Raw genomic sequence first — 26,233 nt, forward strand, 5'->3', positions numbered from 1 at the left:
CCCGGGTGAACCGGGCTCCCCGGGGGCCCGCCGCCGTACGGCAGGCCCCCGGGCCCGGCTCACTCGCCGGGGTGGGCGAGCTCGACGTCGTAGCCGTCGACCCCGCGCGCGTCGACCGTCAGGCCGTTGGCGACCGGCGGGTAGCCGCTCGCGATGACCGTGTAGTCGCCCGCGTCCAGGTCGGTGAAGGCGTACGCGCCGTCCTCACCGGTGGTGGAGGTGGCCACGACGTTGCCCGCCGCGTCCACCAGCGTGACCCGCGCGTCCGGCAGCGGACGCCGCTCGGCACCGGCCCGTACGACGCCCTGTACCCGGGCGCCGGCCAGCAGCTCGATCTCGACGCGGGTCGTGCCCTGGCCGCCGACCTCGACGGGCAGCGCCGTCGGCCGGAAGTCGGCCGCGTTGACCGCGACGGTGAAGGTCCCGGTGGCCAGCTCGTCGAAGGCGAAGTAGCCCTCCTCGCCGGTCTTGCCGGTGGCCAGCACCTCGCCGCGCACATCGGTGACCACGACCATCGCGTCCGCCACCGGCTGGCCGGTGACCGCGCTGCGCACCTGGCCGCCGAGGCCGCTGGTGCCGCTGAGCAGGATGTCGTAGCCGAGCGGCTGGTCGCCGACGACGACCGTGGACGCCTGCGGCTGGTGGCCGTCGGCGGCCGCGATCAGCACGTACGAGCCGGCGCCGGGGGCGTTCAGCACGTACGAGCCGTTGGCCTGCGCGACCGAGCGGCCGAGCTGGCTGCCGCTGAGCGAGATCAGCGTGACCGCGGAGTTCGCGACCGGGTGGCCCTCCGCGTTGCGGACCGAGCCGTGGATCGCCGGGCCGGCCGGCACCTCGTCACCGCCGCCCGCCGAGGCGTACGCCGCCAGCGGCTGCGTGGTGGCCGAAGCGGCCGGCTGCTGCGCCCAGGAGGGCGCCTGGCCGTCGTCCTGGCCCACCGGGGCACCGGCGCCCACGAGGGCGGGCTCCGGCTGCGAGGCCGCGGCGGCGGCCGCACCGGCAGCGGCGGGGGCGGGCACCGCCGCCGACTCGTCGGACTGCGCCAGACCACCCTGGGTCTTCAGCGCGACCTCCTTGATGAACAGCGTCAGCAGGAAGGCGAGCAGCGCGCAGGGAGCCGCGTACAGGAAGACGTCGGCGACGCCGTGCCCGTAGGCGCTCTCCATGATCGTCCGGAACGGGGCCGGAAGGGCGTCCAGGTCCGGGATGCCGCCACCGCCGCCGGCGCCGCCCTGCGCGAACTTCGCCGCGGCCTGCGGGCCGAGCTCCTGCACGCCGTCCTTCACGTAGTGCGTGACGCGGTTGGCGAGCACCGCACCGAGCGCCGAGACGCCCACCGCACCACCGAGGGAGCGGAAGAAGGTCACGACGGAGGAGGCGGAGCCGAGGTCCTTCGGGGCGACCTGGTTCTGCGTGCACAGCACCAGGTTCTGCATCATCATGCCGATGCCGAGGCCCATCAGCGCCATGAAGATCGCGATGTGCCAGTACTCGGTGTCGTACCGGATGGTGCCCAGCAGGCCGAGGCCGGCGGTCACCAGCACGCCACCGGAGACCAGCCACGCCTTCCACTTGCCGGTCTTGGTGATGATCTGACCGGAGACGGTCGACGAGACGAACAGACCACCGATCATCGGGATCGTCATGATCCCGGACATCGTCGGCGACTCGCCGCGCGCCAGCTGGAAGTACTGGCTGAAGAAGACGGTGCCGGAGAACATCGCGATACCGACGAACAGCGACGCCAGGGAGGCCAGGGTGATCGTCTTGTTGCGGAACAGCCGCAGCGGGATGATCGGCTCGCTGGCCTTGGACTCGACGAACACGAAGATCGCGCCGAGCACGATCGCGCCGCCGACCATGGCGAAGGTCTGGCCGGAGATCCAGTCGTACTTGTCGCCCGCCAGGGTCACCCACACCAGCAGCAGCGAGACCGCCGCGCTGATGAAGAAGGCACCCGCCCAGTCGACCTTGACGTCCCGCTTGACCACGGGGAGCTTCAGGGTCTTCTGGAGGACGATCAGGGCGATCACCGCGAACGGCACGCCGACGTAGAAGCACCAGCGCCAGCCCATCCAGCTGGTGTCGGTGATGACGCCGCCCAGCAGCGGGCCGCCGACGGTGGCGACCGCGAAGGTGGCGCCGATGTAGCCGCTGTAACGCCCGCGCTCACGCGGGGAGATCATCGCGGCCATGACGATCTGGGCCAGCGCGGACAGACCGCCCACGCCGATGCCCTGCACGACGCGGCACGCGATCAGCATGCCGGAGTTCTGCGACAGACCGGCCACCACCGAGCCCGCCACATAGATCACCAACGCGACCTGGACCAGCAGCTTCTTGCTGAACAGGTCGGACAGCTTGCCCCACAGCGGGGTGGTCGCGGTCATCGCCAGCAGCGACGCCGTGACGACCCAGGTGTAAGCGCTCTGGCCGCCCTTGAGGTCATGGATGATCTCGGGCAGCGCGTTGGAGACGATCGTCGAGGACAGAATGGCGACGAACATGCCGAGCAGCAGCCCGGATATCGCCTCCATGATCTGACGGTGCGTCATGGGCGCCCCGTCGGGAGCCGGGTGGCCCCCGTGCTTGGCGTGGCCGCCCCGCACACCGGATGGTGTGGTCGTAGCCATGTAGTTCCTATTCATTCCGCAGGTGTACGGGTGGTGGGTTCGTGGTGCGCCCGGGTCCGGCAGTCGCCGAAGCTCGTACGGAGCCTGGCGAGCAACTCGTTGAGACGGCCGACGTCGCTGTCGGACCAGTCGTCCAGATACCGGGCGAGTGATGCTGTGTAGCGCTCGGCGAGCTCCGCGAGGAGCGACCGGCCGCTCGGCGTCAGGCGCAGCAGCCGCGACCGCTTGTCCAGCGGGTCGGGCTCGCGCTCGATCCAGCCGCGCTCGGCGGCGTGGGCCACGTGCCGGCTCGTGACCGACATGTCGATCGCGAGCAGTTCCGCCAGCTTGCTCATCCGCATCTCGCCGTACCGGTCGAGCAGCGTGAGCACGCCGGCCGAGGCGGGCGGGCAGTCGGGCGGCAGAATCCGCCCCATCTCACGCTTGACGGCACCGATGGCGCTGAGCTGCCGGGCCAGTTCCTCGTACTGACTCTGAGCGGCCATGGGCACCTCCGCACTTCTTCTTTTGTTGCCTTGAGCAACCGTAGAACCACTTGGTTGCTGAAGGCAAACGATTCCGTGGCGTACGAAGGTAAAAGAACCCAAAAGGTTGCCAAGATCAACGGTCAAGGGCGCGGGGGGTGGGGGTAAAGGGGCAGGTGGGAGCGCATCTCGGAGGCTCCGCGGCCCCGCCCCCTTCGCGGTTACTTCACAGTCGACGGTGCGTGTCGTGCTCGGAGTCCTTCGATCAGCAGGTCGAGTCCGAACTCGAAGAGGCCGGTGAAGTCTGTGCTGGTGAGGGTGGGCAGGGTCGCGTTGAGGTGGGGGTATGTCCCTGCCGTCACCGCGTCGTGCAGGGTGCTTGCGTCCTCGGGGGCGCCGTCGCCCGGCTGGAGTGCTGCCTGTTCCTCCAGGGTGTGGCCCACGGTGTAGTTGACCACCGTATAGAGGGCGCGGGCCGCCGCGTCGTCGCGGAAGCCCGCCTCGCGGAGTACGCCCACGAACGCCTCGGCGAAGCCCAGGACGCTCGCCCCGGTGGCGTGCGTGCCGGCGAAGACGCGCGCGCCGTCGCGATGCGCGAGCAGGGCGTCGCGTTCCGCGCGGGCGAGGGCGGTCAGCTGCTCGCTCCAGTCGCCGCCGTCCGCCACGGCCGCTTCGGTGACGCCTTCCATCATCCGTTCCGCCATGGCGGTGAGCAGGTCCTGCTTGGTCGCGAAATAGCGGTACAGGGCGCCTGCCCGAACCTCCATCGCGTCGGCGAGCCGCCTCATGGTCAGCGCGTCGAGGCCCGACTGGTTCAGCAGGTCGAGGGCTGTTTGGAGGGTGCGGGCGCGGTCGAGTCGGGCGGGCCGGCCGCGGGCCGGGCTTGACGGAGAGCTCATGGATCTCACTATAGTGAACAGCGTTCACGTGAACGCTGTTCACTAAACTGGGAGGACCACTCCGTGGCCATGAACACCGATATGTCCATGAACACCGATGTGATCGTTGTGGGCGCGGGCCCCACCGGCCTGATGCTCGCCTGCGAACTGGCCCTGGCCGGCGTACGGCCCCGCGTCCTGGAGCGCCGTACCGCACCGCAGCGCGACTCCAGGGCGCTCAGCCTGCACCCGCGCAGCGTGGAGCTGATGGACCAGCGCGGACTGCTCGACCGCTTCCTGCCGCTCGGCCGGACCGTGCCCGGCTGGCACTTCGCCCAGCTCCCCACCCACCTGGACTTCTCCGTACTGGACTCCCGGCACGCCTACTCCCTGTTCATCGCGCAGGCGCACACCGAGGCGCTGCTCGCGGAGCGGGCCCGCGAGCTGGGCGTCGAGATCGAGCGGGGGTACGAGGTCGCCGGGTTGAGGCAGGACGGCGACGGGGTGGAGGTGGAGGTGCGGGGCGGCGACGGCCGCGTCGAGACCGTGCGTACCGGATATGTCGTCGGCTGCGACGGCGGACGCAGTGTCGTACGGCAGTCGGCTGGTATCGCCTTTCCGGGTACGGACGAAACCTTCACCGGCGTGCTCGGCGACTTCGCGGTCACCGACCCCGCCGCCCTCGGCGCCGCCCGCGCACGGGGCGTGCTGGTCGCACCCCTGGAGGACGGCGTCGTCCGGCTCGTCTACCTGGACCCGGAGCGCATACGGGTACCGTCCGGCGAACCCGTGACCCTGGAGGAGTTCCGCGACTCCCTGACCCGGATCTGCGGCACCGACTGCGGTATCGCCGAACCCCGTTGGCTCTCCCGCTTCGGCAACGCCACCCGGCTCGCCGAGAGCTATCGCGCCGGGCGTGTCCTCCTGGCGGGCGACGCCGCCCACATCCACTTCCCCGCGGCAGGCCAGGGCCTCAACACCGGCCTCCAGGACGCGATGAACCTTGGCTGGAAGCTGGCCGCCGTGGTCAACGGCTGGGCCCCGCCCGGCCTCCTGGACAGCTACGACGCGGAACGCCGCCCTGTCGGGCAGTCCGTCACCGAGAACACCGAGGTCCAGACCCTGCTGGCCGAACTGACGCTCGTACCGCAGTACCAGCGCCCCGCCACGGCCCTGCGCGCCCTCTTCGACGAACTCCTCGACATGCCGCAGGTCAACCGCACCCTCGCCGCCCGGGTCTCCGCCCTCGGCACGGCCTACCCGCCGGCCGCTCCGGACGCCGACCCGCTGGTCGGACGCCGGATGCCCGACATCGGCCTGACCGCCGCCACGTCGGACGCGACACGGGTCTACGAACTCCTCCCCGCGGGCCGGTACGTCCTCCTCGACCTCGCGGGCGACCCGGACCTCGGCACCGCCGCAGGCTGGGGTTCACGCGTCACCGCCGTCACCGTCACGGGCCGCGACGACCACCCGGACCTGGGCGGAGTGACCGAAATCCTCGTACGCCCCGACGGCCACATCGCCTGGGCAACCCGCACCACCGACATACGGGCCCGCCGCGCGGAGCGCCACGAAGCGCTGACGGCCTGGGCAGGCACTGGAACCGGGGCCGGAACCGGGACGTGAGGGCAACTGTGCTGTGACGCACGGGGCCCAGGGGTGTGCCGGGCATGCCGGGTTCGCTAGGGTCCTGGCCTATGGCGAACTACCAGCAGAACCCGGCCAACGGCAACCACGACCCGGCCGGCAGCACGCAGATGTTCCGCGCCTTCGTGGACGAGGGCGCGCCCCAGGGCGGCGGCCGCCGGGCAGCCGTCCAGGAGCAGTCGGCCGGACCGCGCGTCGGCCTGATCGTCGGCGTGATCGTCGCAATCGCGGTCATCGTCGGCGCCGCGTGGCTCGCGCTGTCCTGACGCCCCCTCACCCAGCGGCGGGAATCCGCCGGCCTCGGCTGTCGGCGACCCGCAGCGCGTCGTCCAACGCCTCCACCAAACGGTTGGCGAGAAACCGCAATTCACTGGCCGAGGCGGCGGACTCGCCGAGCAACGCCCCTGCGTGCCCGAGCAGCTCCGTACCCATGTCGAGCTGGGCCGCCTCCATGTCGTCCGCGAGCCGCGACACGTAGCCGTCGCCGTCCGTCGACAGCAGACACTGCTTCCCGCCCTCCTGCGACCAGGGCAGCAGCCGCACGCCGTCGCCGCGCATGCCGCTCACGCGGTGAACTCCCCACGAAGCGCGCCGAGGCGCGCGAAGCGCCGGGACTGCTGCTCGTACGCGCGTGCCTCGTAGGCGACGAGGTACGGGCGTACGAGCACGGTGGCGTCCCCGTCGATCGGCACGTCGAGCGCCCGATGCGCTGGGCGCGCACGCCGGGGGGTGGGTGCGGGGCGTGCAGGCGCGCGGAGGGTTGTGCAGGGAGCAGTCGGCGTCGGCAAGAGATGTTCCCTCACCCTGGCTGCGAATCGGCGGATACGGTGGCGCATGTCGGCGCTCCTTGGGCAGCGTTGGCCACGCCCCGGGGGTGGTGGTGCACCCGCCGGGGCTCTGTGTGATCGTGACCTTACACCGAGTGTGGCATGCCGTACTAGGGTGCATCATCGCTTTCCTAGGGCGGGATACGTTGCCTAGCCTGGCTCAGGTGATCGAATTTGCCCCCGACCGTCCCCGCTGGCGCCAGGTCGCCGATGTCATCCGCGCACGTATTACCGATGGCACGTACCCACCCGGCACCCAGATCCCGTCGGTGATCAAGCTCCAGGAAGAATTCGGCATCGCCACGGCGACCAGCCAGAAGGTGCACCGCGGCCTCCGCGCGGAGGGCTTGATCTACACGGAGCCGGGCATGGGCTCCTTCGTCTCAAAGGACCTGCCGAAGAAACCCGCGGATGGCCCCGGCGAGGCGTGATCCGTAACCAGCGCACGACGAAATGATGTTCGGCTATAAGGGGTTGGGCGGATGTTGATCGAGGTTGGTGGGGTGCGCGTTCCCGGGGGGCGGGCGGCGGAGGCGGCGCAGTTGGTCTGTGAGGAATACGCCGACGCCTCGCTGTACCACCACTCCGTGCGGTCGTACTTCTTCGGCGCGGCCTGGGCGGAGAACCGTGGCCTCGACTTCGACCGCGAACTCTTCTTCGTCTCGTCGCTGCTGCACGACTTGGCTCTGGTCCCGCCCTTCGACAGCCACACGGTCGCCTTCGAAGAGGCCGGCGGGCACCTCGCCCGGGTCTTCACGGCCGGCCTCGGCTGGTCGGCCGAGCGGCGCGACCGGGCCGCCGAGCTGATCGTGCTTCACATGCGGGACGACGTCTCGCCGGAAGTGGACATGGAGAGCCGGTTGTTGCAGGTGGGGACCAGTGCGGACGTGTCGGGGTCCGGCCTGGAAGCCTTCGACCCGTCCTTCCGGAGGGCGCTCGTCGAGGCGTACCCCCGACTGGGCTTCGCCAAGTCCTTCGTGGACCTGTTCCAGGACCAGGCGGAGCGCAAGCCGGGGTGCGCGGCGGCGGACCTGATAGCGGGCGATTGGGCCGAGCGGACCACGTCCAACCCGCTCGACCAGGGCTGAGTCCGGGCGGACTCAGCCGTCTGCCTACCCGGCCGCCCCGGCCTGCTCGGTCTCCCCGGCCTATGAGGTCTACCCGGCCTCCTCATGCCGGTACAGCTCCGGTACGGACACCTTGATCGGCTCCTGGGTGGTGCGTGCGATGACGACGACCACGGGCTCTTCCGGGTCGGGGTTCTCCTCGCGGTGCGGGACGAACGGGGGGACGAGCAGGAAGTCGCCGGGGCCCGCCTCGACCCGTACCTCTTGGGTGCCGTCGTGGTAGACGAAGACGGGGTGGCCGCTGACCACGTAGATGCCGGCTTCCGAGGCGCCGTGGTGGTGGTTGTCCGTCGCGCTCAGCGGAGGGTTCTCCACCAGGCCCATCCAGAGCTTCTTCGAGCCGACGGTGCCCCCGCTGATGGCGGCGTAGCCGTCCAGTTCGTCGGCACGGACGTGGTAGACGCGGTTGCCGCGCGGTGCGGTGGCATTGGTGCTCGGTGTCGTCCCGATGCTGCCCTGAATGGTCATCGTGGTGCCCCCTGGACTGTTCGACGGCCTGTGGTCGCAGCAGGCTGCCGCCGGGGCGGGGAGAGCGGCAAGTTTCTTTGCCGGTACGGCAAGGAGGGGGGCTGTCGTCGGTCCATTGACCCGCCCGATAACTGGTCGCCTGGGGCGGCGCCGTTTGGGATCATGCCGCGGGGCCGTCATCCGTACCCCGCCCCCCGACGAAAGGCCGCCGATGCCACTCGTTCCCGCCGACCCGAACGTCGTGCACCCGATGCCGGGGCAGCCGCGGGTGGTGCTGTTGAAGCCGCTGGTCACCTCGCCGTTGATCGAGGTCGGTGATTTCTCGTACTACGACGACCCGGACGACCCGACCGCGTTCGAGACCCGCAACGTGCTCTACCACTACGGGCCTGAGCGGCTGGTCATCGGCAAGTACTGCGCGCTAGGCGAGGGCGTGCGGTTCATCATGAACGGCGCCAACCACCGCATGGACGGGCCCTCGACGTTCCCGTTCCCCATCATGGGCGGCTCGTGGGCCGACCACTTCGACCTGATCAGCGGGCTGCCGGGCAAGGGGGACACGGTGGTCGGCAACGACGTGTGGTTCGGGTACCGGTCGATGGTGATGCCCGGCGTACGGATCGGCCACGGCGCGGTCATCGCCTCCGGCGCGGTCGTCGTGGACGAAGTACCCGATTACGGCATCGTCGGCGGCAACCCCGCCAAGCTCATCCGCCGCCGGTACGACGACGCGGACGTCGCGCGGCTGCTCGAACTGGCCTGGTGGGACTGGCCCGCCGAGCACATCACCGAGCACGTCCGGACGATCATGTCCGGGACGGTGGAGGAGCTGGCGGCGGTCGCGCCGCCGAAGGGGTAGCCGGGTGGGTCAGCCGAGCGTGGCGCTTCCGGCCGGGGCCCCGCCCGGCCGCGCGCCGGCGCGCAGCTGCGGCAGCAGTGCCGGTACGTCCGCGAACGCCGCGTCGGCGGGCTGACCGCAGAGCTTGCCGGCGGTCTCGCCCGCGAAGCTGAAAATGCCGGTCAGCTCGGGGCCGCGCCGCCCCCACACCACCAGCGGACTCCCACTGTCCCCGCGGCACATGGTCGTAGGGGCGTGGTCCGGGTGCTCCGCCCGCGGGTCCCTGGCGCAGAAGACCGACGTCTCGTCCACCACCGCAGGGGTCTGGGCGGCGCACTGCCTGTGGGCGCGCACGGTCAGATCGCCGCGGCGCAGCACGTCGCCGCGTATCTCCTTGCCGGGCTGGGACGGGTCCTGCTCGGCCGTGGTGCCGTGGCTGAAGATCGATACGGGGGTGCCGGGACGCGGGCGGTGCTGCGCGACGGGAAGCGGCTCGACCCCGCGTACCGGGGCGCTGAGCCGGATCTCCGCCATGTCGTAGGCCGCGGAGGACCATTCCGGGCGCCCCGGGTCGGCGGGGGAGGGGAGGAGCTTGTAGCTCGGGTGCGGGGTCACGCTGCGGATGTCCCGTACTGTGCCGGGGTCCTTCGACAGCACCGAAGAACCGATGTGCACCTCGGCGCCTCGCACGTCCACGCCGTCCAGGCAGTGGGCCGCGGTGAGCACCCGGTCGGGCGCCACGAGGGCGCCACCACACGACGCCCGGCCCAGCAACGGGCCGTTCCCCTTCTGCGCCAGCGTCGCGATCCAGGGTGCGGCGCCCGGCTGGGGCAGCTGCGTGCCCCCGGACATGGCGTGCACCGGCCCGCCGACGCCCACGGTCGCGCCTACGGCTGCCAAGACGACCGCCCCGACCGTCGCCCCGGCGCGTGTCCCCAACCGACGCTGCATGTGTCCCACGTCCCGCTCCCCACTCCCCGATTCCTGTTCGCTGTGGCAGGAGTTGAAGGTATTGCGCGGGCGGGCGGGAGTAATCAACCTTCGGTCGCATCCGCGGTCAGCCCGCGGGGTGACGACCCTGATACCGCGTCAGGGTCGGGCCCCACCGGCCAGCTCGGTCCGTTCGCGTCACCGAACCACGTCCGTTGCGTGTCACCGTCCACCGTCATGCCGAAGTCGAACACCTGCGGCTTGCCCGCCTCCAGCCACCAGCCGTACGCCCGCTCGGCCTCCGTGGCCAGGTCGCGGTCGCCCCATTGGTACGCCTCACCGCCCTGGAGATAGGCCCAGGCGCCGTCCGAGGAAAGCCACCAGGCGGGGGCGGCGTCGGGTGTCGGCGTCGGCGTGCGGGTCGCGTGGACGCCGGGCAGTTGGAGGCCGAGGGCGAAACGGGCGTGGAAGTCGTCGAGGAAGTCCGGGGGGAGGGCGGTCGTGCCGTACCGGCTGTCCGCCCCGCGCTGTGGCGTGTAGACGCGGGGCAGCGGGCTGGCGGTGCGGCGCTGGCCGCGCAGGTCCATGAAGGTCAGCGGCACGCCGAAGCGGCCCGCGGCGCTGCGGCCGTCGGCGGCGACGGTCAGGACGGCCAGGCCGGCGGGCTGGAGGGTGGATTTCCACGGCGTGACGATGCGCGCGCCGGGCACGCACTGCGCGAGCCAGGCGCGGGGGACACGCGAGAGCGACGCCGTACACAGGACACGGTCGTACGGTGCGTGCCGCGGCCACCCGGATTCGCCGTCCGCGCAGATCACGCGGGGCCGGTAGCCGAGGCGGCGCAGCCGGCCGCGGGCGGCGTCGGCCAGGGACCGGTCCACCTCGACGGTGGTGAGACGGGCCGCGCCGACGCGCTCGCAGAGCAGCGCGGAGTCGTAGCCGGTGCCGGTACCGATGTGCAGCACCCGGCTCCCGGCGTCCGGGTCGGCGGCGGCGAGCGTCGTCATCACGGCGTTCGCGGCGCTGATCGAGCTGGTCGGCAGCGCGCCGGTGCCGTCGGGGTGTACGGGGTGGCCGTCGTCCACTTGCGTGACGACGGACTCGGTGGGGTGATGGACCATCCCGGCCCACCGCTCCTCGCCGTCGGCGCGGGCGACCGGGTGGTACCGGTCGTCGTCGGCGCGCCACACCCACACGGTGTCCGGCACGAACGCCTCCCGGGGAACCGTACGGAACGCCTCACGCATCCAGGGCCTTTCGAACGCCCCCAGCCCGTCGAGCAGTCGGATGGCCTGCTCCCGATGCCGATTGAGTCCGGTCACCGGTGCTTTCCGCCTCCAGGCTTGGAGACGTCGGGGTGCTGCCCGTCACTGTCGCGCGGCGACGGCTCCGGCGGCTGCGGGTTGGGGGGCGGCGGCTTTCCGTGCGAACCCATGTGGCTCCCGTCTTCTTGCTTTCACCGAGTTGCCCAATCGGACCGGCGGTGCACCGGAACGGTTGGCTGACCGTTCTAGGCATTCCCCCGGTGACGGCGTTGAACGGGGCGCATGGGAGCACGGTTGCGGCTCAGCGCCAATCCACGTCCACGTCGCGTGTCTCGACGTGCATGCCCAGCGGCACCCGCCACGCCGGTAGGCAGATGTGCCAGGTGGCGGTGCGGCGGGAGTGGCCTGGGAGGGGGGTGGGGAGGGGGTGGGTTGTTGTTCTGGTGGACCAGTCGGTGCCGAGGGGGCCGATGATGTGGGTGCCGAAGGTGATGGTTCCCGAAGTCACCGGGCGGTCGCCGGTGTTGCGGAGGTCTGCGGACACCTTTTCGCACCAGCGGGTGTCGGCCTCGGCGCGGTGGAGGGGGCCGAGGGTGAGGTGGGGAGGGGTGGGAGGAGTGGGGGAGGTTGGTGGGGTGGGGGTGGTTTGGGACTCGGGTGTGGTGGTGCCGGGAGGTCGGGGAGTGTTGGGGGAGGGGTGGGTGGGGGGCTTCGGGCGGGTGTTCGGGGGTGTGGTGGGTGGTGCTGGGGAGGTGCGGGTCGGCTCGGGGCCGCGGGCGGGGGGTTTGTCGGCGCGGGCCGACGGCGTGGGCGTGCCCGGGGTGGTGTCGCCGTCCAAGGGGGTCAGCGTGATGCCGTCTTCCGGGGGGACCGGGCCGGCGGGGGTCCGGCCGTCTGCGGGGCCGGCGGCGCCCGTCGCGGCGTAACCCCGTCCGCCGGCGTCACCGCAGGCGGTGAGCAGCACGGCCAGGCACAGGGCGGTGGCGGGGAAGAGGGCGCGGGGGACACGCACGGTGCGTATGGCGCGGGTGGTCCGTCGCATCGGGCCAGTGTTGCTGACGGCGCGTCAGTTGCATAGGCCCGGTACGCCAGGGGGTAGGGCTTGCGCGCGTACGGCAGGGGGCACGCGTACGGCAGGTACGGCAGCACTTTTGCGCGTACGTCAGGTTGCATGCGTACGGCGGCGCCTCGGCGTGTGCGGCGGTGGGGCGGTGGGTGCCAGGGAGGCGTCCGGCCGGTGACGGCGGGCGGCCGGAGGCTCGGGGCGGGCGGTGCGGCCGGTGGTCAGTCGGAGATCAGGCCCTCGCGCAGGGTGGCCAGGGTGCGGGTGAGCAGGCGCGAGACGTGCATCTGGGAGATGCCGACCTCCTCGCCGATCTGGGACTGTGTCATGTTGGCGAAGAAGCGCAGCATGATGATCTGGCGCTCCCGGGGCGGGAGTTTGGCCAGGAGGGGCTTGAGGGACTCGCGGTACTCGACGCCTTCGAGCGCGCTGTCCTCGTAGCCGAGGCGGTCCGCGAGGGAGCCCTCGCCGCCGTCGTCCTCGGGGGACGGGGAGTCGAGCGAGGAGGCGGTGTAGGCGTTGCCTACCGCCAGGCCGTCGACGACGTCCTCCTCCGATACGCCGAGGCACTGGGCCAGTTCGGTGACGGTGGGGGAGCGGTCGAGCTTCTGGGCCAGTTCGTCGCTGGCCTTGGTCAGGGCGAGGCGCAGCTCCTGGAGGCGGCGCGGGACGCGTACCGACCACGAGGTGTCGCGGAAGAAACGCTTGATCTCGCCGACGACCGTCGGCATCGCGAACGTCGGGAATTCGACCCCGCGTTCGCAATCGAAACGGTCGATGGCCTTGATCAGACCGATCGTGCCGACCTGGACGATGTCCTCCATCGGCTCGTTGCGGCTGCGGAAACGTGCCGCCGCGTAGCGCACCAACGGCAGGTTCAGCTCGATGAGGGTGTCGCGGACGTAGGTGCGCTCCGCGCTGTCCCTGTCGAGCGTGGCCAGCCGCAGGAAGAGGGAGCGGGAGAGCGTACGGGTGTTGAGAGCGTCGTCGTCGTGCACATGTGGTGCCGGCGCGGGAATCGCGGGAAGCACCTTCGAGCTGCCCAGTTCTACGGACATGCCACCCCCTTGAGGTCGCGGTCGGGTCGCTGCGGCGCCTCGGCCCGCAGCCGGACCGAGAACTTATGCCTCCACCTGAATACCGGAGGCGACGCCACGGCAAACGCGGTTCCTGCAGAATGTCACATGTCGGCAACACGCTGTAGCGCCAAGTCGACATATCTGCGCAGGAGCGGGTCGCCCGTCCCGGTTAGGCTTCGATCCTGTTTGCGGACCGCAGTCGTGCGAAGCTCCGCGACAGTAGCCGCGACACGTGCATCTGCGACACCCCCAGCTCGGCGCTGATCTGAGATTGCGTCAAGTTGCTGTAGTAACGCAGCAGCAGGATGCGCTGCTCGCGCTCGGGGAGCTGGACGAGGAGGTGCCGGACGAGGTCGCGGTGCTCGACGCCGGCCAGTTCCGGGTCCTCGTAGCCCAGGCGGTCCAGCAGGCCCGGCAGCCCGTCGCCTTCCTGTGCGGCCTCCAGGGACGTCGCGTGGTACGAGCGGCCCGCCTCCAGGCAGGCCAGCACCTCGTCCTCGCCGATCTTGAGCCGTTCGGCGATCTCGGCGGTGGTCGGCGAGCGGCCGTGCAGCACGGTCAGGTCCTCGGTGGCCCCGTTGACCTGGACCCACAGCTCGTGGAGGCGGCGCGGTACGTGGACGGTGCGGACGTTGTCCCGGAAGTAGCGCTTGATCTCGCCGACGACGGTCGGCATCGCGAAGGTGGGGAACTGGACGCCGCGCCCGGGGTCGAAGCGGTCGATGGCGTTGATCAGGCCGATCGTGCCGACCTGGACGACGTCCTCCATGGGCTCGTTGCGGCTGCGGAAACGTGCCGCCGCGTAGCGGACCAGCGGCAGGTTGGCCTCGATCAGGGCGGCGCGCACCCGGGTGTGCTCGGGGGTGCCCGGCTCCAGGCTGGTGAGCTCGGCGAACAGCACCTGCGTGAGGGCTCGCGTGTCCGCGCTCCTGCTCTCGCGGGATGGCGCCTTGGGCGCAGTTCGTGCCGTCAAGGTCACGCCACCCTTCTCTGTCCATTCATCCGGCAAAAGCGGTCATAGCATCACAAGACATGTGCACTGTGTGCAAGCACCGCATAACGCCGTGTTGATGGCGGAGTTGATCGACGAGCAGGCGTACGCACGGCCGGGGCCGGGGCACGAAGAAGCCCCTCACCCGCGAGACGGGGCGAGGGGCGTGCGTGCGGCCGGGGCCGCGGCTCAGAACTCGTAGTCGGCGATCACCCAGGTGGCGAACTCGCGCCACTGGCCGGCGGCGGCCTGATGGGCCGGGTGTTCGATATAGCGCTTGAGCGCGTCCTGGTCGGCCACGGCGGAGTTCACGGCGAAGTCGTACGCGATCGGCCGGTCGGTGATGTTCCAGGCACACTCCCAGAACTCCAGCTCGGGGATCTGGTCGGCCAGCTCCCGGAACGCCTTGGCACCGGCGACGACCCGCGGCTCGTCGCGTGTAACGCCCTCGTTGAGCTTGAAAAGGACCAGGTGGCGTATCACTGGGCTGTCCTCCGTGCGTGCATGCGGATCCGCGCGGGCGGCCTGGGCCGGCGTGCGTACCGGGCGCCGCCGGGAACCCGCGGTGACCGGACCGCCCTACGAGACCAGCTGGGTCATGAACTCGCCGACGCCGTGGGCGGCGGACGAGATGCCCTCGAACCCTATCTGGACGAGATCGGCGGCGCGCGCCGGGGACGTGATGATCGTGTACAGGACGAAGACGGCGACCACGTACAGCGCGATCTTCTTCGCATGCGCCATCTGACTGTCCCCGTCTCCCCTACGGCAGCTCCCGCCGGCCCTTCCCCAGTGCAGGTCGGGTGAGTCTAACCACTCCCGCCCCAAGGGGCGGCACCGAAGGGCGATCACGCTCCCCTCTCGCGCCTCGGCCCGGCTCTACCACGGTTCGGCCCGTGCTGACGGGGACTTTAAGGACCAAAGACCTTTGGAGCGGGGTCTTTTGCCCGCGTCGCCGACCGTGCCCGCGAAGCAGGATGGTGGTGCGCCCGGCGGACCTGGCAGGAATTCGCGGGGCGCAGGGATCCCGGCCTCACTGCGGGGTCCGCGCCGCGAGCTTCCCCCCTGACAGCGGCGCGGGCTTTGAGGCCAGGTCCACCAACGGGGGAAGCGGTGTGTCCCCCCGATCGCCGCTTCCCCCGACCGCACGGCGGAGCCCCGGCTCCGGGCCCACCGGTCCGGAACCGGGGCTTCTTTTGTGTGCACGGGGCTTCCTTTTGTACGTAAGCGTCCGGTGCCCGGCGCCTAGACTGGGACCTTTCGGGGGCACGGGCCCACCCCACGGGGGCCCTGGGCGGATGGAGAACGGCTGTGGCGAGTGGCGTCGAGGACGTGGCGGATCCGTCGGCCGAGGTACTGACGGAGGCCGCGGCGACGTTCGGGTTGCTGGCGTCGCCCGCGCGTCTGCACATCGTCTGGGCGCTGGCGGACGGCGAGTGCGACGTCAGCGGGCTGGCGGAGCGGGTGGGCGGCGCGCTGCCCGCGGTGAGCCAGCACCTGGCGAAGCTGAAGCTGGCGGGACTGGTGCGGTCGCGGCGCGAGGGGCGCCGCGTGGTGTATCTGGTGGACGACCCCGATGTGGTGTCGATGGTGCGGTGGCTGGTGGGGCAGCTGACCGACCGGGCCGACGGCCCGGCGGTGCCGGGACGCGTCCGTGGTCTGGGCGCCTGAGAAGGTCGCGGGCTCCGGAACCGCTCGTACGGAGGGGGCGCCGGAGCCGGGCTCGCCGGCCGTACCGCCGGGAGTGCGCGTGGGAAGCAGCGCCGCGCTGCGGGACACGCCCGGGCTGACGGCTCTGGAAGTACTGCGCCTCCTGGAGAGCGGGCCGCGCGGCCTGACCGAGGCGCAGGCCGAGGCGCGGCTGCTGCGGTACGGCGAGAACGCGGTGCCCGAGCGGCGGCGGCCGGGGCGCCCGTGGCGTTTCGTCCGCAGCCTGCGCGACCCGTTCACGACCGTACTGCTGTGTCTGGCCCTGGTGTCGGCCGCCGTCGCCTCCTGGGGGGCGGCCTGTGTGATCGCCGTCCTGGTGGTGGTCAGCGCGGTGCTGCGGACCAGTGGGGAGTACCGGGCGGAGCGGTCCACGGCGGCGCTGCGCGAGCTGATCGCCACGACGGCGACGGTGCAGCGCAGGGCGGGGGCCGGAGCCGCCGGCCCGGTCGCACGCTTCGAGAAGCCCGGCCGGGCCCGGGGCACTGCGCAGGGCGGGTCCGCCCGGGAGGTGCCGGTCGATCAGCTGGTGCCCGGCGATGTGATCCGGCTGGGCCCCGGGGACCTCGTGCCGGCGGACCTGCGGCTGCTGCGGGCGAGCGGCCTGACAGTGCGCCAGGCGCCGCTGACGGGAGAGTCGGCGCCGGTCGCGAAGTACCCGGTCGAGGCGCCGGCAGACGGCGCGGGCCGTACGGCCGACCGCGGCACCGGCCTGTTCGAACGCCCCGAGCTGTGCTTCCAGGGCAGCAGTGTCGCGTCTGGCAGTGCGACCGCGGTGGTGCTGGCGACCGGCGCCGACACCCTGCTCGCCGGTGCGTACCGGCAGCCGTCGGGCACGGACGCCGGGCGGCCCGCCGGCCGGCGCAGGCCGCCGCGGCGGTCGCGCGAGAGCGCCTTCGACCGCTCGGTGAACGGCATCTCCTGGACGCTCATCCGCTTCATGCTGCTCACCCCGCCGCTGGTGCTGATGGCCAACGCCGCGCTGCGCGGGCGCGGCCTGGAGACGCTGCCGTTCGCCGTCGCGGTGGCGGTCGGTCTCACCCCCGAGATGCTGCCGGTCATCGTCACCACGGCGCTCGCCCGGGGCGCCGCGCTGCTCGCGCGCGGCGGCGAGGTGATCGTCAAGCGGCTGCCCGCGCTGCACGACCTCGGCGCGATCGACGTGCTGTGCACGGACAAGACCGGCACCCTCACCCAGGACCGGCCGGTCCTGGACTGCTCCTTCGGACCCGACGGCCGGCCGGCGCCCGGGCCGCTGCACTGGGCCGCCGTCAACAGCCTGTGGACACTCCAGCTCGCCGAGCTGCCCACTCCGGACGCCCTCGACGAAGCGGTCCTGGAGGCGGCCGAGGACGGCTTCGAGGAGCTGCTCGCGTACGAAGGCGTCGCCGCCGTGCCGTTCGACCCGGTACGCCGCACCTCGTGCGCGGTGGTCCGTGCGGAAGCGGCGGCGGCCGGGCCCCGGCTCGGCACACACACGCTGGTGGTCAAGGGCGCGCCCGAAGACGTACTGGAGCGCTGCGCCCGCACCCGGGCCGGGGGAGTGGACACGGAGCTGGACGGTGCGGCCCGGGAGGAGCTGGCCCGGCTCGTGGCGGAGCGGACGGCGGACGGGCTGCGGCTGCTGGCCGTCGCGGTCGCCGAGCGGCCCGCCAGGTCAGGGCCGTACACGCCGTCGGACGAGCGCGGCCTGACCCTCGTCGGCTTCGTCGGGCTGCGCGACGCGCTCGCGCCGACCGCCGCCGCTGCCTGCGCCGCGCTCGCGCGCCGCGGCGTCGCCGTCAAGGTCCTCACCGGCGACCACCCGGGCACCGTCGCCCACGTCTGCCGCGAACTGGGGCTGGACACCGGCCCCGGCGCGGTGCTCACCGCCGACCGGATCGACGGGCTCACGGATGCCGAGCTGGCGCGCCTGGCCGCCCGTACGACGGCGTTCGCGCGGTGCACGCCGGAGCACAAAGCGCGGATCGTGGCGGCGCTGCGGGCGGGCGACGGCACCGGTACGCGCAAGGGGCGCGCGGCCCGTAAGGCGGCGTTCCGGACGGATAAGGCGACGGCCCGCACGGAAACCGGCGTACCGGCGCCGCCCCGCACCGTCGGCTTCCTCGGCGACGGCGTCAACGACCTGCCCGCCCTGCACGCCTGCGACGTGGGGGTCGCCCCGCGCGACGCCGTCGACGTGACGCGCGAGGCGGCCGACGTCGTCCTCGCCTCGAAGGACCTGAACGCCATCGACGACGCGATCGTCGCGGGCCGCCGCAGCACCGCCAACATCGCCACGTACCTGCGCATCACCCTCTCCTCCAACCTCGGCAACGTCATCGCGATGCTCGGCGCCGGGCTGCTGCTGCCCTTCCTGCCGATGCTTCCGGCGCAGGTCCTGGTCCAGAACCTGTGCTTCGACGCGGTCCAGCTCGCCTTCGCCTTCGACCGGCCGGGGCCGGCCGCGCTGCGCAGGCCCGCGGTCCTGCGCCCCGCCGACCTGCTGCGCTACATCACCGGTTTCGGCCTGCTCAACGCCGCCGCCGACCTGGCCACGTTCGGGGTGCTGGTGCTCGCGGTGCACGGCTCGGGGCACCCGGGCGGCCAGGACGCGTTCCACGCCGGATGGTTCACGGAGAACCTGCTGACGCAGGCGCTGGTGATGTACCTGCTGCGCACCGGGCGCCGGTCGGCGGAGGGCCGGGCGCCGGGCCCGGTCCGTGCCGCCGTGTGCGCGCTCGCCGTCGTCGGGCTGCTGCTGCCGCCGTCGCCGCTGGGGCCGCTGCTGGGAATGGCGGCGCTGCCTCCCCTCTATTACGGGCTGCTGGCGGCGGTGCTGGTGCTGTACGGGGCCGGGCTGGCGTGGGCCAAGGCGCGGTACGACCGGCGGACGTCGGCGGAGCCCGACCCCGGGCCGGTGCCTCAGCCGTAGGACAGCCCCGAGCAGATGTTGTCGTCGGCGGAGCGTGCCTGGCCGGCGATGGAGGCGGACGAGGAGGACGAGGGCGAGGGGGCGGGCCCGGCGGGGGAAGCGGCGGGGCCCTCGGCGGCCGGGTCGGCCGCGTACGTGGTGCCGAGGACGACCTTGATGCCGGTGGCGGCCGTCGGCACCAGCCGGGCGTCGCGGAAGCGGGCCGCGACGGTGCGGGCCTGGGCCTCCTTGCCCGCGCCGTACTCGACGGTGGTGGCCGCGTGGTTCTGGGACCGCGCGGTCGCGGTGCCGGTGACGGTGAACCCGGCGGATTTCAGCTGTCCGGCGGCGCGGGCGGCCAGCCCGGTCGTGGTGGTGCCGTTGTAGACGGCGACGCTGATGCCCGTACCGGTCCCGGCGCCCGCGTCGGTGGCCGTGCCGCCGGCGGGGGCCTGGGACGCGGCCCCGTCGGGCGGCCCGCCGGCGTTCTCGCCGTCGAGGGTGCGGTCCGCCTTGATGCCCGCCCAGAGCGTGTCCGCCGCCGGGTGGACGACGGCGACGCGTTCGCCCTGGTAGCGCCACGGCAGGGTGATGAACTTGGTGTTGTGCAGGTCGATGTCCTTGAGGGACATCGCGAAGGAGAGCAGCTTGTCGGCCGAGTCCAGGCCGGGGTCGACGGTCATGGACCGGGTGGCGGCGTCGGCCAGCGGCAGCAGGGTGCCCGGGTTGAAGCCCTGGTCCTTGACCTTCTTGATGAGCGAGCCGACGAAGGCCTGCTGGCGCTGGATGCGGCCGATGTCGGAGTTGTCGCCGATGCCGTGCCGGAGGCGGACGTAGTCGAGCGCCTGCTGCCCGGAGACGGTCTGCGGGCCCTTGGCGAAGATCCGCTCGCCGCGGGAGTGGCGGTTCGGGTTCAGGTCGCCTTCGTAGACGTCCTTGGGAAGGCAGACGGGTACGCCGCCGACGGCGGACGTCATCTTCGAGAAGCCCTCGAAGTCGACGACGACGGTGTGGTCGACGCGCACGCCGGACAGCTTCTCCACCGTGTTCTGGGTGCAGGCGGGGTTGCCCTGGGGGCTCTCGCCGACCGAGAAGGCCGCGTTGAACATGGCGTTGTGCCGCGGTGCGGTCCACTTGCCGCTCGGCAGCCGGCACGGGGGTATGTCCACCAGGGTGTCCCTGGGTATGGAGACCGCGACCGCGTGCTTGCCGTCCTTGTATATGTGCAGCAGGAAGGCGGTGTCCGAGCGGCCCACGTCGCCCTCGCCGCCGCCCAGCGAGCTGTTGCCGCCCGACCGCGAGTCCGAGCCGATGACCAGGACGTTCTGGCCGCCGGAGCCCTCCGCCGGGCGCTGTGGGCTGACGCCGTCGGCGCCGAACGTGGTGATGTTGCCGGTCAGCTTGAAGTAGAACCAGCCGGCGCCCGCGGTGACCAGGACGAGCAGGGAGACGGCGACGATCCCGGCCGTACGCAGCGGTCGCCGCCTGCCGCGTGCGGCCGCCCGCCCGTTCCGCTCCGCCCTGCCGCCCCGTCCGGCGGCCGCCTTGTGGCTGCTTGCTGTCATGTGTGCACCCTCACCCGCGCGGTTTGTGCCGAAGAAGACGGTTGTCGCCGCTCATTGGTTGTACAGTTGCGCAATGTAGCAAGTTAGCAAGTGAGTGACGCCAAGGAAGAAAGGCGGACGACGATGCTGCGGAACGGGCTGGAGCCCTGGCACCTGCTGATCGTGGCGCTCGTGGTGATCCTGCTGTTCGGCTCGAAGAAGCTGCCGGACACGGCGCGGGCCCTGGGCAAGTCGCTGCGGATCCTCAAGAGCGAGACCGAGGCGATGAAGGACGAGACGCCCGGCGAGGACCCGAAAACCGGCGAGGTCGTGCGGACGCCCGCGGCCGGCGGGTGAGGTGTCGGCGGTGCGCGTCGGCGGAAAAGGCCGCCGCCCATAATGGGTGCGGCGCGCCGTCAGCCGCGTGCCGTGCCCAGCACCGATGACGAGGGGACCAGAACCGGATGAGCACCGAGCACAAGCCTTCCATACCGCCCGTACGCGCCGTACGGGCAAAAGGCGGGCGCATCACCGCAGTTGTCGTGGCTTTGCTGCTCGGCCTGATGGGGGCGGCGGGGTCCGCGGCAGCGGCGGCGCCCGCGTCCGCGTCCACGGCGGCGTACGGTCACAGCGTCCAGCAGCAGGACGGCGGCGCCCCTGCGGCGGCCGCACCGGCCTCCTTCCACCACCACGCGAAGGCTGCCTTCGGCTCCAAGGACAAGGACAAGTCCGAGAAGAAGGACAAGAAGAAGAAAAAGGGCTTCTTTAAGAAGCTCGGCATCTTCCTCATCGTGCTGCTGATCATCTTCCTGGTCATCATCATCGTGGTGATCTGGCTGATCGTGCACTTCGTCCGCAAGGCGTTCCGCCGCCGCAGGAGCTGACACGGGGCGGCGGGGGCCCGCCCCCGCCGCTCTCAGCCGCGCGGAGGGTTTCCGCGCGGTTTGATGACGGCGTGCGGCAGGGCGGGTGCGGGGAGGCGGTCGCCGTCGTAGCCGTCGACGGTTCCGTAGCGTTCGGTGGCGTTCTGCCAGTCCTCCCGCGCCCGCACGATGTCCTCGTGGCTGCGGCCGATGAAGTTCCACCACATGACGATCTCTTCCTCGAACGGCGTACCGCCGAGCAGGACCGCGCGGGCGGTGTCGTCCGACTCGTTCGCCAGCGTCAGGACGTCCTGGCCGGGGGGCACGTAGCCGAGTTCCGCGGGGCGCAGCAGGGTGCCGGCCATGCGGACGTTCCCGCGGTCGACGAGCAGGCCGTGCTCGAAAGCGGGGTCCACGGGGAGGACGGCTGTCGCCCCCGGGGCGAGGACGATCTCGGCGCCGAGGAGCGGGCTGAACGTCCGCACCGGTGAGACGACGCCGCCGAGCGCTCCCAGGAACACGCTGACCTCGGCCCCGCCGATCCGTACCGAGCCGGGCACGTAGTGCTGGAAATCCCGTCCCGTGTGCCGGTGCCGCTCGGGCAGCGCGACCCACAGCTGCACCCCGTGCAGGACGGTCGTCCGCGCGGTGGACACCTCGGAGTGGCTGATGCCGTGGCCGCCCGTCATCAGGTTCAGTTCGCCCGGCCGTACGAAGGCGTGGCTGCCCAGGCTGTCGCGGTGTTCGATCTCGCCGCTGAACAGCCAGCTCACCGTCTGGAGCCCGGTGTGCGGGTGCGGGGCGACGATCATGCCGCCGGTGTCGGCCACGTCGTCGGGTCCGTAGTGGTCGGCGAAGCACCAGGCTCCGATGAGCGTACGGCCGCGCTGCGGGAGCGTACGGCGTACGGTCATCGCCCGCGGACCGCCCAGGGGCACGTCACGCGGGGTGAGGACCTCGACCCCCGGCTCCCGGCCGCCGTGCGCAGGTGCGCGGCGCTGACCGGCGGGCTCCCCTTCGACGTTGCTCACTCGCGTCGCCTTCCCGTGACCAGGTGATTGCGAGTTCAACTTTATCGCGGAACCGGCCCCGGCGGGGCGGTGCTACTGGGCCGATTCGAAAACGCGGGGGTGCTGCGGCTGCGGCGGCACCGCCCCGAACTCCGGCGTGCGGGACACGGTGGGCACCGGCGGCGCGGGGCGCCGGGCGTGCCTGCGGCGCGGGGTGACGTTTTTGCGCACATCGTCGATGCCGCGGCGCATCACCTTGCGGAGCCACTTGCCGAGAGGCCGCTCGACGAGGCGGTGGAGGACCCAGGCGGCGATGAGCATGAGCACGGTCACCGAGGCCACCAGCACCGGCGCGGGGACCCGGTTGCGGAAGTGGTGGATGAGGGTCATGCCGATGTTCATGTGGATCAGGTAGAGCGGGTAGGTGAGCGCCCCCGCGGTGGTGAGCCACTTCCACTGGATCCGGTCGCAGGCGCCGAGCGCGATCGCGCCGACGAGGACGAAACCGGCCACGATGACCAGACGGGCGGGCCAGGTGGGCAGGGCGGCCGCTGCGGCCTTGCCCAGGCTGGTGGCCATGCGGTAGTCGATGAACCGCTGGGAGAGCAGCAGCTGCAGGACGACTATGGCCCACAGGATGGCGTTGGGCCGGTGGCGGCGCATCAGGTAGAAGGCGATGCCCGTGATGAAGAACGGCGCGTACTGCGGCATCGCGAACGCGGTCAGCAGCGGCGTCTGCATGATGGGCGAGAGGGCGGCGGCCGCCGTCCAGACGCCGCACAGGATCAGGCAGTTGCGGTACGTGACGCCGAACAGCATCACCACGACCATGATCAGGTAGAACTTGAGCTCCACGAAGAGCGTCCAGTACACCGGATCGACGTTGGGGGTGTTGTTGCCGGCCTGCAGCATGGTCAGGTTGGTGATCACCCGGTCCCAGCCGCTGATGGAGTCGACCTCGGGCCACGCCTTCACCACCAGCGCCGTGAGCACGATGGCCGCCCAGTAGGCGGGGAACAGCCGGGTGAGCCGGGAGACGGCGAACTCGCCCACCGTGCGGCCCCACACGCTCATACAGATGACGAAGCCGCTGATGAGGAAGAAGACCTCCACCCCGAGCCAGCCGTACTGCGCCGCCTTGTGGGCGGTCGGGAAGATCGTGCCGGTGTCGTGGCCCCACGGCCGCGCCAGCGCGACGTAATGGTAGAAAACCACCATCAGAGCAGCGAGCAGCCGCAGCCCGTCGAGAGCGGCAAGCCTGTTCCCCAAGCGGCGCTCGGTCATTCTTTACCCCCCAAGCGCCCGGATCTGGGGCACTCCATATCTTAAGGAGAAGATAAACACAGGTTGTGAATAACCTGTCAATAGTCGGAGATTCCGTCTTCGTCACACTCGCCGAAGGCGCCGGGCCGGACCGGGCCGCTTCGCCGGGTGGCGTCACCGGGACACGTCACCGGGACGCGTCGCCTGGTCGCGCCCTCCGGAGAGGACGCGGCGGGCATGCCCGGGGTTCGTCACGGCGCGGCAAATTGATGATGTGCGCCGGCTTTGGCAAGTCGACGCTTGCCCGCCCGGCGGCCGGCCGCCGCACACCGCGAAGCGATCGGACGATCGGCAGGGCAATCCCGTATACGAGCGGTGGGTTGGGCGCCCGCCCGGGCCGCGGGTGCGGAGATACCACGCGAAACACCCCCCTGATCGCGTTTGCGCACATCAGAGGGGTGTCGGGGGGCGGGAGCGGCGGGGCGGGGGCCCGTCAAGCCGACGCATCTCGCCCGCCGGCCGTACGGCCGACCGGCGGGGCGGCGGGTCAGGTCAGCAGGTGGCTCGTGTGCGAGAGGCGGCGTGCCGTGGCCGTGAGGGCGGTGATCTGGGTGCCGACCTGGTCGATGTCGGTCACGGGCGTCTTGAACGGCAGCCGGACGTCGTGGTGGGTGTGCGGGTACTCAAGGCGCAGGGTCACGCCATAACGGTCCATCGCCACCGGGAGGGCGCGCAGCACCCCGTGGTCCGGGTGGGGGCGGACGAGGCGCAGGAGCAGGGGTACGAGTTCGCCGTGGTCGTCGACGAGGTGGGTCAGCATGCCCGCCTCGCTGGTCGCGAGCGGGTCGAGTTCCGCTGCCTCCAGCTCCTGGAGGGTGACGTAGGTGCGTCCCTGGGCGTCTTCGAGGAGCGCCTGCCCGAACTCCACGCACGTGCTCGTCGTGGACTCCGTACCGAACGGGGCGGTCAGCAGCCCGGTCACCGTGACGCGGGCCCGTACGCGGTCACGTACGGGAGTGGGGGCGATATCGGTGAACTCCAGCCCGACCGGGACGCGCGTCGCCGACTGGGCGTCGGCACCCTCGAACGGCGCGTGCAGGTGGAAGTGGCTCATCGCCCGGCTGCCGTCGAGGCGGCGCACTTCGGTGTGGCGGCCGTCGCTCACCACGGTCATCGAATGGGCGGTGGCCAGGATCGACCGGACGCGCTCGGCGGCTGTCGGTGTGGTGGCGCGGGCTTTGAAAGGGCGCATCCGGTTCTCCAGGCGCGGGTAGGGAGACACAAGGCGAAGCACTTAGGTGAGGCTAACCTAACCTATGGTCGAGTGAATAGCCCGCCCCATGCGGTGCATCCGATTCCCGTGCGACGCACCCGTCTCCCGTGTGGCGCACCCGTCTCCCGTGTGGCGCACCCGTCTCCCGTGCGGCGCACCCGTCTCCCGTGTGGGGTGCGCGGCTCCCTCTCTGCGGCGCACCCGCCTCCCCCCGCGGCGCTCGCGTTTCCCGTACGGCGCTCGCGGCTCCACCGGCTGCCGGACCCGCGAAGCGGCACGGCACCAAACAACCGCCCCCGACCCGCTTGCGCGGATCGGGGGCGGCTCTCGTCGAGCAGGTGACGTCAGAAGAGGTCCCGGTACTGCTGGAAGCCGGAACCGATCTTGACGGGGGGCTTGAACGGCGCGGACGCCTTGCCGGTGCCCCTGTAGAGCCACAGGTCGCCCTTGGTGTCGCGGGCGAGCAGGTCGCTGCGGCGGTCGGCGTCCACGTCACCGGTGGCCACCAGCTTGTTGAACTGGTTCCAGCCGGCCCCGATCCGGGTGCGCGGCGCGAACGGCTTGCTCCCGTCGCCGGTGCCCTTGTACAGCCAGAGCACGCCCTGCCGGTCGCGGGCGACGATGTCCGGCTTGTCGTCGCCGGAGTAGTCGCCGACCCCGGTGATCTGGGAGTACTGGTTCCAGCCCGCGCCGATCCTGACGCGCGGCGCCAGCGTGCCGTCCGCCTTGGTCTGGACGCGCCACAGGACGCCCTGCCCGTCACGCGCCAGCAGGTCGGGGTGGGCGGCGCGGGCCAGGGTGCCGGGCGACAGGACGCTGGTGTACTGCTGCCAACCGGTGGCCACCTGCTTCAGCTTGCCGTCCCGCCACTGGTTGACCACCCCGTTCGTCATGACGTGGTAGTCGCCGTCCTGGTATCCGGTCAGGTCGGGATCGACCGAAACCGAGAACTTGAGCCCCTTCCAGACGTAGGCACCCGAAGGGGCGTCGAGGCCGCCCTTTCCGTCCCGGAGGTAGGCGTACATCTGGCCCGACGGGAGGATGCCGCTCAGGAAGAAAGACGGCGCGGTGGGCGTCGGCCCGGACGCCGCGGGGGCGGCCGCTACGGCAGCGCCGGTGGCCGTGGCGGCCAGAGTGACGGCCGTGGCCACGGTGGCCAGGCGCGCGATGGCGCGCCGACGGTGAGCAAGTCGCTTCAAAGGAACTCCGGATGGTCGGGGGAGGAACCGGTCATGCGGTACCTCACGCCGGCACACAGCAGGCCGGAGCGAATGCTCAGGCACGAGTGCTCTACACGTGCTCTGACACGAGTCCTGGCACGTGCTCTGACACGTGTTTTGACACGGGCCCTGGTACGTCTTCCGGTACGAGTCATGCGGTCCCCCCACAGCTCTTGGCCCAAAGACTAGAAGAGGCCCCCGTACGGCCTTCGCGTGGGGGCGTTAGCCGGGTGTTAGCGGAGCGGCA

The 26,233-nt window shown here is 71.5% G+C and carries 27 protein-coding genes; 9 read left to right on the forward strand and 18 right to left on the reverse strand.

The window, feature by feature from the left end:
- Nucleotides 1-59 precede the first annotated feature (59 nt).
- From ACH4OW_RS07845 to ACH4OW_RS07855, 3 genes are all read right to left on the reverse strand, one after another.
- Nucleotides 60-2,633, reverse strand: coding sequence for an MFS transporter (locus ACH4OW_RS07845; protein ID WP_398025789.1), 2,574 nt, complete (start codon nucleotides 2,631-2,633; stop codon nucleotides 60-62).
- An 11-nt stretch (nucleotides 2,634-2,644) separates the two neighbouring features.
- Nucleotides 2,645-3,118 carry a MarR family transcriptional regulator gene (locus tag ACH4OW_RS07850; RefSeq protein ID WP_360125109.1) on the reverse strand — a complete coding sequence of 158 codons (474 nt, stop codon included), beginning with the start codon at nucleotides 3,116-3,118 and terminating at the stop codon, nucleotides 2,645-2,647.
- A 200-nt stretch (nucleotides 3,119-3,318) separates the two neighbouring features.
- Nucleotides 3,319-3,996 carry a TetR/AcrR family transcriptional regulator gene (locus ACH4OW_RS07855; protein WP_398025791.1) on the reverse strand — a complete coding sequence of 226 codons (678 nt, stop codon included), beginning with the start codon at nucleotides 3,994-3,996 and terminating at the stop codon, nucleotides 3,319-3,321.
- A gap of 87 nt (nucleotides 3,997-4,083) precedes the next feature.
- Between ACH4OW_RS07855 and ACH4OW_RS07860 the strand changes: the two genes are divergently transcribed.
- Both ACH4OW_RS07860 and ACH4OW_RS07865 read left to right on the forward strand, forming a co-directional pair.
- Nucleotides 4,084-5,604 carry a monooxygenase gene (locus tag ACH4OW_RS07860; RefSeq protein ID WP_398026009.1) on the forward strand — a complete coding sequence of 507 codons (1,521 nt, stop codon included), beginning with the start codon at nucleotides 4,084-4,086 and terminating at the stop codon, nucleotides 5,602-5,604.
- A gap of 71 nt (nucleotides 5,605-5,675) precedes the next feature.
- On the forward strand, nucleotides 5,676-5,891 hold the full coding sequence (locus ACH4OW_RS07865) for a hypothetical protein (RefSeq protein ID WP_360125100.1): 216 nt from the start codon (nucleotides 5,676-5,678) through the stop codon (nucleotides 5,889-5,891).
- A gap of 7 nt (nucleotides 5,892-5,898) precedes the next feature.
- Here ACH4OW_RS07865 and ACH4OW_RS07870 read toward each other — a convergent pair whose 3' ends face one another.
- Nucleotides 5,899-6,183 carry a hypothetical protein gene (locus ACH4OW_RS07870; protein ID WP_360125517.1) on the reverse strand — a complete coding sequence of 95 codons (285 nt, stop codon included), beginning with the start codon at nucleotides 6,181-6,183 and terminating at the stop codon, nucleotides 5,899-5,901.
- Between the two features lie 5 nt (nucleotides 6,184-6,188).
- Nucleotides 6,189-6,317 (reverse strand): hypothetical protein, encoded by a 129-nt coding sequence (locus ACH4OW_RS07875; RefSeq protein WP_398025793.1) that lies wholly within the window; start codon nucleotides 6,315-6,317, stop codon nucleotides 6,189-6,191.
- Nucleotides 6,318-6,616: 299 nt separating this feature from the next.
- Between ACH4OW_RS07875 and ACH4OW_RS07880 the strand changes: the two genes are divergently transcribed.
- Nucleotides 6,617-6,883 (forward strand): GntR family transcriptional regulator, encoded by a 267-nt coding sequence (locus ACH4OW_RS07880; protein ID WP_398025795.1) that lies wholly within the window; start codon nucleotides 6,617-6,619, stop codon nucleotides 6,881-6,883.
- A gap of 51 nt (nucleotides 6,884-6,934) precedes the next feature.
- On the forward strand, nucleotides 6,935-7,540 hold the full coding sequence (locus ACH4OW_RS07885; protein WP_398025797.1) for an HD domain-containing protein: 606 nt from the start codon (nucleotides 6,935-6,937) through the stop codon (nucleotides 7,538-7,540).
- Nucleotides 7,541-7,609: 69 nt separating this feature from the next.
- On the opposite strand, the gene ACH4OW_RS07890 is transcribed toward ACH4OW_RS07885, so the two are convergent.
- Nucleotides 7,610-8,047 carry a cupin domain-containing protein gene (locus ACH4OW_RS07890; protein WP_398025799.1) on the reverse strand — a complete coding sequence of 146 codons (438 nt, stop codon included), beginning with the start codon at nucleotides 8,045-8,047 and terminating at the stop codon, nucleotides 7,610-7,612.
- 211 nt (nucleotides 8,048-8,258) lie between these two features.
- Between ACH4OW_RS07890 and ACH4OW_RS07895 the strand changes: the two genes are divergently transcribed.
- Nucleotides 8,259-8,906 (forward strand): CatB-related O-acetyltransferase, encoded by a 648-nt coding sequence (locus tag ACH4OW_RS07895; protein ID WP_398025801.1) that lies wholly within the window; start codon nucleotides 8,259-8,261, stop codon nucleotides 8,904-8,906.
- 9 nt (nucleotides 8,907-8,915) lie between these two features.
- On the opposite strand, the gene ACH4OW_RS07900 is transcribed toward ACH4OW_RS07895, so the two are convergent.
- From ACH4OW_RS07900 to ACH4OW_RS07930, 7 genes are all read right to left on the reverse strand, one after another.
- Nucleotides 8,916-9,785 (reverse strand): S1 family peptidase, encoded by an 870-nt coding sequence (locus ACH4OW_RS07900; protein ID WP_398025803.1) that lies wholly within the window; start codon nucleotides 9,783-9,785, stop codon nucleotides 8,916-8,918.
- Between the two features lie 134 nt (nucleotides 9,786-9,919).
- Nucleotides 9,920-11,137: a methyltransferase domain-containing protein gene (locus tag ACH4OW_RS07905; RefSeq protein ID WP_398025805.1), complete on the reverse strand. Its 1,218-nt coding sequence runs from the start codon at nucleotides 11,135-11,137 to the stop codon at nucleotides 9,920-9,922.
- Between the two features lie 244 nt (nucleotides 11,138-11,381).
- Entirely contained in the window at nucleotides 11,382-12,122 is a 741-nt protein-coding gene (locus ACH4OW_RS07910; RefSeq protein WP_398025807.1) for a hypothetical protein, read from the reverse strand.
- A gap of 242 nt (nucleotides 12,123-12,364) precedes the next feature.
- Nucleotides 12,365-13,201 (reverse strand): RNA polymerase sigma factor SigF, encoded by an 837-nt coding sequence (locus ACH4OW_RS07915; protein WP_360125082.1) that lies wholly within the window; start codon nucleotides 13,199-13,201, stop codon nucleotides 12,365-12,367.
- A gap of 190 nt (nucleotides 13,202-13,391) precedes the next feature.
- Complete coding sequence (locus ACH4OW_RS07920; RefSeq protein ID WP_360125080.1) at nucleotides 13,392-14,201, reverse strand: RNA polymerase sigma factor SigF; 810 nt, start codon at nucleotides 14,199-14,201, stop codon at nucleotides 13,392-13,394.
- A gap of 201 nt (nucleotides 14,202-14,402) precedes the next feature.
- Nucleotides 14,403-14,696: a Dabb family protein gene (locus ACH4OW_RS07925; RefSeq protein WP_360125078.1), complete on the reverse strand. Its 294-nt coding sequence runs from the start codon at nucleotides 14,694-14,696 to the stop codon at nucleotides 14,403-14,405.
- A gap of 96 nt (nucleotides 14,697-14,792) precedes the next feature.
- Entirely contained in the window at nucleotides 14,793-14,957 is a 165-nt protein-coding gene (locus ACH4OW_RS07930) for a hypothetical protein (RefSeq protein ID WP_398025810.1), read from the reverse strand.
- A 567-nt stretch (nucleotides 14,958-15,524) separates the two neighbouring features.
- Here ACH4OW_RS07930 and ACH4OW_RS07935 point away from each other — a divergent pair.
- Nucleotides 15,525-15,884, forward strand: coding sequence for a metalloregulator ArsR/SmtB family transcription factor (locus ACH4OW_RS07935; protein WP_360125074.1), 360 nt, complete (start codon nucleotides 15,525-15,527; stop codon nucleotides 15,882-15,884).
- Nucleotides 15,868-18,834: a cation-transporting P-type ATPase gene (locus ACH4OW_RS07940; protein WP_398025812.1), complete on the forward strand. Its 2,967-nt coding sequence runs from the start codon at nucleotides 15,868-15,870 to the stop codon at nucleotides 18,832-18,834. The genes ACH4OW_RS07935 and ACH4OW_RS07940 overlap by 17 nt, the downstream gene beginning before the upstream one ends.
- Here the strand turns inward: ACH4OW_RS07940 and ACH4OW_RS07945 are convergent.
- Nucleotides 18,825-20,378, reverse strand: coding sequence for an LCP family protein (locus ACH4OW_RS07945; protein WP_398025814.1), 1,554 nt, complete (start codon nucleotides 20,376-20,378; stop codon nucleotides 18,825-18,827). The two genes, ACH4OW_RS07940 and ACH4OW_RS07945, sit on opposite strands and share 10 nt — an antisense overlap.
- Nucleotides 20,379-20,468: 90 nt before the next feature.
- On the opposite strand from ACH4OW_RS07945, the gene tatA reads away from it, so the two are divergent.
- Both tatA and ACH4OW_RS07955 read left to right on the forward strand, forming a co-directional pair.
- The gene (tatA, locus tag ACH4OW_RS07950; RefSeq protein ID WP_398025816.1) at nucleotides 20,469-20,714 is read left to right on the forward strand and encodes a Sec-independent protein translocase subunit TatA; all 246 of its coding nucleotides are present in this window, start codon (nucleotides 20,469-20,471) and stop codon (nucleotides 20,712-20,714) included.
- 107 nt (nucleotides 20,715-20,821) lie between these two features.
- A complete protein-coding gene (locus tag ACH4OW_RS07955) occupies nucleotides 20,822-21,241 on the forward strand; it encodes a hypothetical protein (RefSeq protein WP_360125067.1) in 420 nt (139 codons plus the stop codon).
- Between the two features lie 32 nt (nucleotides 21,242-21,273).
- On the opposite strand, the gene ACH4OW_RS07960 is transcribed toward ACH4OW_RS07955, so the two are convergent.
- The 4 genes from ACH4OW_RS07960 to ACH4OW_RS07975 form a co-directional block, all read right to left on the reverse strand.
- Nucleotides 21,274-22,251: a pirin family protein gene (locus tag ACH4OW_RS07960; RefSeq protein ID WP_398025818.1), complete on the reverse strand. Its 978-nt coding sequence runs from the start codon at nucleotides 22,249-22,251 to the stop codon at nucleotides 21,274-21,276.
- A 72-nt stretch (nucleotides 22,252-22,323) separates the two neighbouring features.
- Entirely contained in the window at nucleotides 22,324-23,499 is a 1,176-nt protein-coding gene (locus ACH4OW_RS07965) for an acyltransferase family protein (protein ID WP_398025820.1), read from the reverse strand.
- Between the two features lie 541 nt (nucleotides 23,500-24,040).
- On the reverse strand, nucleotides 24,041-24,745 hold the full coding sequence (locus tag ACH4OW_RS07970) for a DUF2470 domain-containing protein (RefSeq protein WP_360125063.1): 705 nt from the start codon (nucleotides 24,743-24,745) through the stop codon (nucleotides 24,041-24,043).
- Nucleotides 24,746-25,110: 365 nt separating this feature from the next.
- Nucleotides 25,111-25,965 (reverse strand): FG-GAP repeat domain-containing protein, encoded by an 855-nt coding sequence (locus ACH4OW_RS07975; RefSeq protein WP_398025823.1) that lies wholly within the window; start codon nucleotides 25,963-25,965, stop codon nucleotides 25,111-25,113.
- Nucleotides 25,966-26,233: the final 268 nt, after the last annotated feature.

It is taken from the genome of Streptomyces sp. NPDC017056 (assembly GCF_044332485.1).
Classification (GTDB): domain Bacteria; phylum Actinomycetota; class Actinomycetes; order Streptomycetales; family Streptomycetaceae; genus Streptomyces.